Raw genomic sequence first — 7,434 nt, forward strand, 5'->3', positions numbered from 1 at the left:
GGACGCCGCTACGGTGACGGCACCCCCCAACACCGAGGAGACTCCATGCTCCGCAGACGCACGGTCACCGCCGGATGCGCTCTGGCAATCAGCGTTCTCACCCTCGTGGCCACCCCGGCCGTCGCAGAACACACCCGCACAGGCGCGACTGGAACCTCCGCCGTGAAGCCCCCGCCCGAGCTCGTCAAGGCGATGCAGCGGGACCTCGGCATCACCGCGGAGCAGGCCGAGTCGCGCCTGCTCAACGAGTCGCGCCTCAGCGGTGTCGAGACCAGGCTCCGCAAGAGCATCACCGGCGCCTTCGCCGGCTCGTGGCTCAGCGGGCCCACCTCCTCCACGCTCACGGTCGCCACCACCGACGCCTCCGCCGCCTCCGCGATCACCGGCTCGGGAGCGCAGGCCAAGGTCGTCGACCGCAGCCTCGCCTCGCTCGACGCCGCCAAGGAGGCCCTCGACAAGGTGAGCGCCCAGGCGCCCAAGTCGACCCCCGTCTGGTACGTCGACGTGCGGAGCAACAGCGTCGTCGTCCTCTCGTCCCAGCCCGCGGAGGCGGAGGCGTTCATCGCCGCCAGCGGCGTCGACAAGGCCGCCGTACGGATCGAGCAGTCAAGCGAGCAGCCGCGGACCTTCTACGACCTGCGCGGCGGTGACGCGTACTACATCGGCGGGGCACGCTGCTCCATCGGCTTCCCGGTGACGAAGGGCACGCAAAACGGTTTCGTCAGCGCGGGCCACTGCGGCAGCACGGGCAACTCCACGAGCGGGTTCAACCAGGTCGCCCAGGGGACCTTCCAGGGCTCGGTCTTCCCGGGCAGCGACTACTCGTGGGTCGCGGTCAACAGCAACTGGACGCCCCAGCCGTGGGTCAACAACGGCAGCGGCGGCAACGTGACGGTCAGCGGCTCGACCGTCGCCGTCGTCGGCGCGTCGATCTGCCGGTCGGGCTCCACCACCGGCTGGCACTGCGGCACCGTCCAGCAGCTCAACACCAGCGTGACGTACTCGCAGGGCACGGTCTCCGAAGTGACCCGGACGAACGTGTGCGCCGAGCCCGGCGACTCCGGCGGCTCCTTCATCTCGGGCAGCCAGGCCCAGGGTGTCACCTCCGGCGGGTCCGGCAACTGCTCCTCCGGCGGCACGACCTACTTCCAGCCGGTCAACGAGATCCTCTCGGCGTACGGCCTGACCCTGAAGACCAGCGGCGGCAACCCGCCCCCCACCGGCTGCAGCGGCTACCAGCAGAACTTCAGCGGCAGCCTGACCAGCGGGCAGAGCGTCTACCAGCCGAACGGCACGTACTACCAGTCGACCGTCTCCGGCACCCACAGAGCCTGCCTGGACGGCCCCACCGGCGCCGACTTCGACCTCTACCTGCAGAAGTGGAACGGCTCCGCCTGGGTCAACGTGGCGAGCGGCACCACCTCGTCCCCGGACGAGACGATCAGCTACTCGGGCACGGCCGGCTACTACCAGTACCGTATCTACGCCTACAGCGGCTCCGGCTCCTACAGCTTCGGGCTGAGCAAGCCGTAGGCCCCGAGGCATGAGGCGGTGCCGTCGTCCGGCGCGGGACGGCGGCACCGCTTCTGCGTGCCCAGCCTCAGCCCGTCGGCTGGATCGTGAAGATGACGTGCTGCCCGGACACCGTGATGCGGGACGAGCCGGTCATGCCGGCGTAGTGCCCGGTGCCGCTGGTGATCGCGGCACCGCTCGTCCACGGCGGGTTGCCCGCCCAGTCGTCCATGCCCAGCAGCGTGATCTGCCCCTGCCTCGTGCGCAGCACGCGCGTGCACTGCGCGATGACGCCGTGCGGGGTCGCCTGAACCGCCGAGCAGCGCGCACTGCCATCACCGGCTCGCTTCCTTTTCGCGTCGGAAAGGGAGAAGTAGGTGACCCATGAATCGCCCGGCTTGATCTGCGCCGGCTGGGTGTTCACCACGTTATCCGCGTGGAACACCAGCTCGGCGGGCTTGCGCTTCGGTGCCGACGTGCCGGTGGACGCGGACGCGGTCGTGGACGCCGATGCGGTGACCGACGGAAGAATGGCGATCGAAGCACCCGAGAACGCCATGACCAGCGCGGTCACGGCATAACGGGCACGAATCGAGAACCCTGACATTTCTACTCCAACTCGGGAAGGGGGATGCGGAGAGAGTGGCCGCATTTCGCTTTGAAGCGGCAGAACATTGTGTCCGCTCCGCTCCGGCCACCGCAACGATCAGATTCGCGACATAATCGCATTCCGTCTGCAAGTCAGCATAAAAAGCACCGCTATTTTTCTGACCGCCGAATTTCCATCCCATTCACGGTGAATCGCCCTCAACGCCCCGGCGGCGGGTGAGATCCCGATCTTGGGAGAGGGCCCGGCAGGCGAATCCGGACAGACCGCGGCATCGCGGCGGAGGGTTCCATAACGCGGCGATAGGGACCAAACGATAGCTCCGCGACTGCCGTGAGCGCAGTTACGGTGACGGCACCCCCGAACACCGAGGAGAGCCCATGCTCCGCAGACGCACCGTTACCGCCGGATGCGCTCTAGCCGTCAGTGTCCTCACCATCATGGCCGCCCCAGCTGTCGCAGACCGCGCCCCAGCCGCCGCGACCGGCGTCACAGCGCAACCCGCTCCCGCGATGATCGACGCGATGAGCCGTGACCTCGGCATCAGCAGGGAGCAGGCCGAGTCCCGCCTGCTCAACGAGGCCCGCTTCACCGGCGTCGAGGCCAAGGTCAAGGGCCAGCTCGGCGACAGCTTCGCCGGGTCGTGGCTCAGCGGAGCCACCTCCGGCACGCTGACCGTCGCCACCACCGACGCCGCCGCCGCGTCCGCCATCACCGGCTCCGGCGTCCAGGCCAAGGTCGTCGGCCGTAGCCTCGCCACGCTCGACGCGGCCAAGGCCGCGCTCGACAAGGCCGCCGCCACCCAGACGCCCAAGTCGAGCCCGGTGTGGTACGTCGACGTGCAGAGCAACAGCGTCGTCGTCCAGACGTCGAAGCCCTCGGACGCCGAGGCCTTCGTCGCCGCCAGCGGCGTGGACAAGTCCATGGTCAAGATCGAGCAGTCGAACGAGGCGCCGCAGACCTTCTACGACGTGCGCGGTGGCGACGCGTATTACATCAACAACTCCGCCCGCTGCTCGGTCGGCTTCGCGGTGAAGCGCGGCAGCACGCCGGGCTTCGTCAGCGCCGGCCACTGCGGCAGGGCGGGCAACAGCACGACCGGTTACAACCAGGTCTCGCAGGGCACCTTCCAGGGCTCGTCCTTCCCGACCAACGACTACTCGTGGGTCGCGGTGAACAGCAACTGGACGCCCAGGGGGATCGTGTCGTACGGCAACGTCACGGTCAAGGGCTCCACCGTCGCGGCCGTCGGCGCGTCGATCTGCCGGTCGGGCTCGACCACCGGCTGGCACTGCGGCACCGTCCAGCAGCGCAACACCAGCGTCACCTACTCCCAGGGCACGGTCTACGAAGTGACCCGCACCAACGTCTGCGCCGAGCCCGGCGACTCCGGCGGCTCCTTCATCTCCGGCAGCCAGGCCCAGGGCGTCACCTCCGGCGGGTCCGGCAACTGCTCCTCCGGCGGCACCACCTACTTCCAGCCGGTCAACGAGATCCTGTCGGTCTACGGCCTCACCCTGGTGACCGGCTGACCGACCGGATGACCGGCTGAAAGAACCCCGTAAGCACCCCCCTGCATCACCCAGGCGCCGCCATCCCTCATGGGGTGGCGGCGCCCTCCCATGCGCGGGCCCCGCCGTACGAGCGGCCGTACGAGCCGCTGTACGGGCCGCTGTACGGGCCGCTGTGCGGGCCGCGTCAGGCCGGGAGGTTGAGCCAGTAGAAGCCGTGGCCCGCCAGGTTGAGGGGATAGGGCTCGTGGCCGATCGGCAGGAAGCGCGACCCTCCGAAGGCCTCCACGGGAGTGCGGTTGGCGTACCCCGCGAGGTCGAGCCGGGCCGACTGGGCGAACCTGGAGAAGTTGACCACACACAGCACCTGGTCGGCCTGGTGCGAGCGGATGTAGGCGAACACGGCGGGGTTGGTGGAGGCGACCTCCTCGAACCCGCCGACCCCGAAGGCGGGATTGTGCCGGCGCAGCTCGATGATGCGCCGCGTGAAGTGCAGCAGCGAACGGCTCCGCCGCTGCGCCTCGACGTTGGTCGCCTGGTACCCGTAGACCGAGTCCATCAGCACGGGCAGGATGAGCCGGTCGGGCTCGCTGTGCGAGAAGCCCGCGTTGCGGTCGGGAGACCACTGCATGGGCGTGCGGACGCTGTCGCCGCCGCGCAGCATGAGGTTGTCGCCCATGCCGATCTCGTCGCCGTAGTAGAGCACCGGAGAGCCGGGGAGCGACATCATGAGCGCCGTGCACAGCTCCAGCAGGCTGCGTTCGTTGTCCGCCAGCGGCGCGAGGCGCCGCCGGATGCCGGTCTCGGTGCGCATGCGCGGCGCCGTGGCGTACTCGCGGAACAGGTACGCACGCTCGCGCTCGTCGAGCGAGGCCAGCGAGAGCTCGTCGCTGTTGCGCAGGAAGACGCCCCACTGGCAGCTCCGCGCGATGGCGGGCAGCCGGGTCAGCACATCAGAGACCGGCTGGTGATTTTCGCGCCGGATGGCCAGGAAAATGCGCGGGATCAGCGAGGTGCAGAGCACCATGTGGCACTCGTCGCCGGACACGCCGTCGCCGAAGTAGGCCGCGGCGTCGGTCGGCCGGCGGTTGGCGTCCGCCATGAGGATGCGGCCGGGATAAAGCTTCTCGACCTCGGCGCGCAGCCGCTTCAGGTAGTCGTGGGTCTCGGTGAGTCCCTCGCCCGAGGTGTCCTCGCGCTCGTACAGATAGGGCGCGGAGACCAGCCGGTAGCCGTCGACGCCGAGGTCGAGCCAGTGGCGCACGACGTCGAGCATGGCCTCCCGCACGGCCGGGTTGTCGAAGTTCAGGTCGGGCTCGGCCGCGAGGAACCGGTGCCAGTAGTGGGCGCGGCGGACCGGGTCGTAGGTCCAGCCCCGCGTGTCACCACCGCTCCGCGCGTACGGGGCCTCGGCCTCGCCCGTGTCGCGCCAGACGTAGAAGTCGCCGTACGGCCCGGCGGGGTCGCTCCTGGACTGGCGGAACCACTCGTGCTGGTCGCTGGTGTGGTTGAGCACCAGGTCGAGCACGACGCGGATGTCCTTGCGGTGGGCGGCGTCGATCAGCTCGACGAAGTCCTGCCGCGTCCCCAGGTCAGGATTTATGGCGAGAAAGTCGTCGACGTCGTAGCCGTCGTCGTGCAGCGGCGAGCCGAACACCGGGGACAGCGTCAGGCACGTCACCCCGAGCCAGCTGAGGTAGTCGAGCTTGTTGATGAGCCCGCGCAGGTCGCCGACCCCGTCGCCGTCGGAGTCGAAGAAGCTCCGCACCCGCACCTCGTAGAAGACCGCCTTCTTGTACCAGAGGGGGTCGCGGAGCGCCGCCCGCGCGGTGTCCTCGGCGAGGCCGACCACCGACGTGCCGCGGTGCCGGGCGAGCGCCCGCCGCGCGGCCAGCCCGACCTCCTCGGCAGGATCGGCACGAAGGTCCGCGAGCGCGCGCTCGGCCGTCGCCACCTGGATGGCGTCCGCCGACAGCAGCCACAGGCCGATCTCCTCGACCGCCATGACCCGTGCGGCGACGCGCCCGCTGTGCATCAGCGCGGCGACGTCGGCCGGGAGCACGCCGGGCCGGACGGGCGCCCGGGCGATCCACAGGTCTCCCCCGACCCTGCTGTCGATCGTGGGCGTCTGGTCGCGCCCGCTGTAGAGGAGCCGCTCGCGGGCGTGGTCGAAGGCCTCGCGCACGCTGACCCACCCGTTGCCGTCGCCGTCGGCCGCGCCGGTCTCGATACCCTCGAAGAACGCGCTCCCGAAGACCGAAGGGAGCGCCTGGCCCGACTCGTCCTCGGCCTCGTGCGCCCGCTGGATCGCGCCGGCCGCGACGATGACCACCCGTTCGAGGTCGCCGCGCTGCTGCCGGCTGCGCGGGAAGGCCCCGGCGTAACAGCAGTCGAGGACGATGGCCACCCGGCGCGCCCTGCACCTGTCGAGGCAGTCGCGGATGTACTCGGCGGGCACGGCTGAGGGAAGCAGTCGCTCGGGGTCGGTCTCGATCGTGGCGAGGTAGAGGCGGCCGTCGGCGTCCTTCACCCCGTGCCCGGAGAAGTAGGCGAACAGGAAGTCGTCCGGCTCGGCCGACACGAAGAAGTCGTAGATGCGCTCGCGCACGGTCACCAGGTCGGCGTCGTACAGGATGCCCACGGGGTCGAAGCCGCCGAGCAGCGGGTCGGAGAGCACCCGCCGCATGATCGCGGCGTCCCTGGCCGGCGACTCCAGGTCGGGCAGGGAGGGGTGACGGTAGTGGCCGGTGGCGACCGCCAGGGCACGCCGGTGGCCGCCCAGGCGAAGATCTTCGCCCAGCGCCTCAGTCACGGTCGACTCTGTCCTCGTATTCGTTGAGGATGGCCACGAGCCGCTCGGCGGATCCGTCTGATCGCCCTTCGAGCGTCACCTTCTCGCCGTTGGGGAACTCGATCCGCGCACGGTTCCCCGCGTTGCGCCGGAGGAAGTCGCGGATCACCGCGACGGCCGGCCTGATCACCCAGATGTAGATGGAAATGGCGAGCGCGCCCTCTTGCATGAGCGCCGGGGCACGGGTGCCCGCGGCCGATTCGCGGGACGGCACGGGCTCGGCGGCGGTGACCCCGTCGATCTGCAGGATCTCGTCACGCAGGCGGAGCGTGCACTGCGCGAGGGCCTCGGTCTCGCCGGGGTCGATGGATTCGAGCCGGACGATGAGTGGCTGTGGCTCCATGTAGGAATTCTGCCCGACCCGACCTTTGGCGGGTACCCGTTGGGCTCCGGCGCGTAGCGATATCTGATCTATCTCCGTCCGCACAGCCTGGACAAGTAACCCCCTCAGGGGTATACAGGGGGTATAACCCTTCTATAACCCCTCCATAGGGAGCGCGCGCGATGCCGAAGATCAACGTCTACCTGCCGGACGAGCTCGCCGAGGCGGTCAAGGAGGCAGGGGTGCCCGTCTCGGCCGTCTGCCAGCGCGCACTGGAGCAGGCGGTGCGCCGCGTCACCGCCATACGCGAGACGGTCCTGGGCGATCTGGACCTCGACGACCCCACCGAGCGGCTGTCGCACTTCACCGGGCGGGCGCGCACCGTGCTGAAGCTCGCCGTGAAGCAGGCGCGGGCCGGCGGAGCCCCGAGCGTCGGGACCGAGCACCTGCTGGGCGGCATGCTCGCCGAGGGCGGCAACCTGGCACTGCACGTGCTCCGGGCCGTGGAGATCGAACCCGAGCAGCTGGGCCGCGACCTCGACCACCGCTCGCCCGCCTCCGTGGTCGCCGACAAGAGCGGCGAGGGCGGCGAGGGCGGCGAGGGCGGCGAGGGCGGCGAGGGCGGCGAGGG

6 protein-coding genes are annotated in these 7,434 nt (G+C 70.0%); 3 read left to right on the plus strand and 3 right to left on the minus strand.

The genetic code is table 11. The features are described 5' to 3' along the window. Positions 1-45 precede the first annotated feature (45 nt). Positions 46-1,533, plus strand: a complete 1,488-nt coding sequence (locus AB0O34_RS15495) for a S1 family peptidase (protein WP_363916018.1) — start codon at positions 46-48, stop codon at positions 1,531-1,533. A 67-nt stretch (positions 1,534-1,600) separates the two neighbouring features. On the opposite strand, the gene AB0O34_RS15500 is transcribed toward AB0O34_RS15495, so the two are convergent. Further along, on the minus strand, positions 1,601-2,119 hold the full coding sequence (locus AB0O34_RS15500) for a hypothetical protein (protein WP_363916020.1): 519 nt from the start codon (positions 2,117-2,119) through the stop codon (positions 1,601-1,603). Positions 2,120-2,499: 380 nt separating this feature from the next. Here AB0O34_RS15500 and AB0O34_RS15505 point away from each other — a divergent pair, with 380 nt between their 5' ends. Next, positions 2,500-3,651, plus strand: a complete 1,152-nt coding sequence (locus tag AB0O34_RS15505) for a S1 family peptidase (RefSeq protein WP_363916021.1) — start codon at positions 2,500-2,502, stop codon at positions 3,649-3,651. A gap of 166 nt (positions 3,652-3,817) precedes the next feature. Here the strand turns inward: AB0O34_RS15505 and treS are convergent, their stop codons facing one another. Further along, complete coding sequence (gene treS, locus AB0O34_RS15510; protein WP_363916023.1) at positions 3,818-6,442, minus strand: maltose alpha-D-glucosyltransferase; 2,625 nt, start codon at positions 6,440-6,442, stop codon at positions 3,818-3,820. Beyond that, the gene (locus tag AB0O34_RS15515) at positions 6,435-6,824 is read right to left on the minus strand and encodes a hypothetical protein (RefSeq protein WP_363916025.1); all 390 of its coding nucleotides are present in this window, start codon (positions 6,822-6,824) and stop codon (positions 6,435-6,437) included. The genes treS and AB0O34_RS15515 overlap by 8 nt, the downstream gene beginning before the upstream one ends. A gap of 161 nt (positions 6,825-6,985) precedes the next feature. Here AB0O34_RS15515 and AB0O34_RS15520 point away from each other — a divergent pair. Continuing rightward, the coding region (locus AB0O34_RS15520) for a Clp protease N-terminal domain-containing protein (RefSeq protein ID WP_363916026.1) at positions 6,986-7,434 on the plus strand (449 nt) is incomplete at its 3' end.

The organism is Sphaerisporangium sp. NPDC088356 (genome assembly GCF_040685555.1).
Lineage (GTDB): Bacteria > Actinomycetota > Actinomycetes > Streptosporangiales > Streptosporangiaceae > Sphaerisporangium.

Bases quoted from the DNA above. Each gene is read 5' to 3' on its own strand.
- AB0O34_RS15515 (WP_363916025.1), bottom strand. From the start codon at position 6,824: ATGGAGCCACAGCCACTCATCGTCCGGCTCGAATCCATCGACCCCGGC.
- AB0O34_RS15495 (WP_363916018.1), top strand. From the start codon at position 46: ATGCTCCGCAGACGCACGGTCACCGCCGGATGCGCTCTGGCAATCAGC.
- AB0O34_RS15505 (WP_363916021.1), top strand. From the start codon at position 2,500: ATGCTCCGCAGACGCACCGTTACCGCCGGATGCGCTCTAGCCGTCAGT.
- AB0O34_RS15500 (WP_363916020.1), bottom strand. From the start codon at position 2,119: ATGTCAGGGTTCTCGATTCGTGCCCGTTATGCCGTGACCGCGCTGGTC.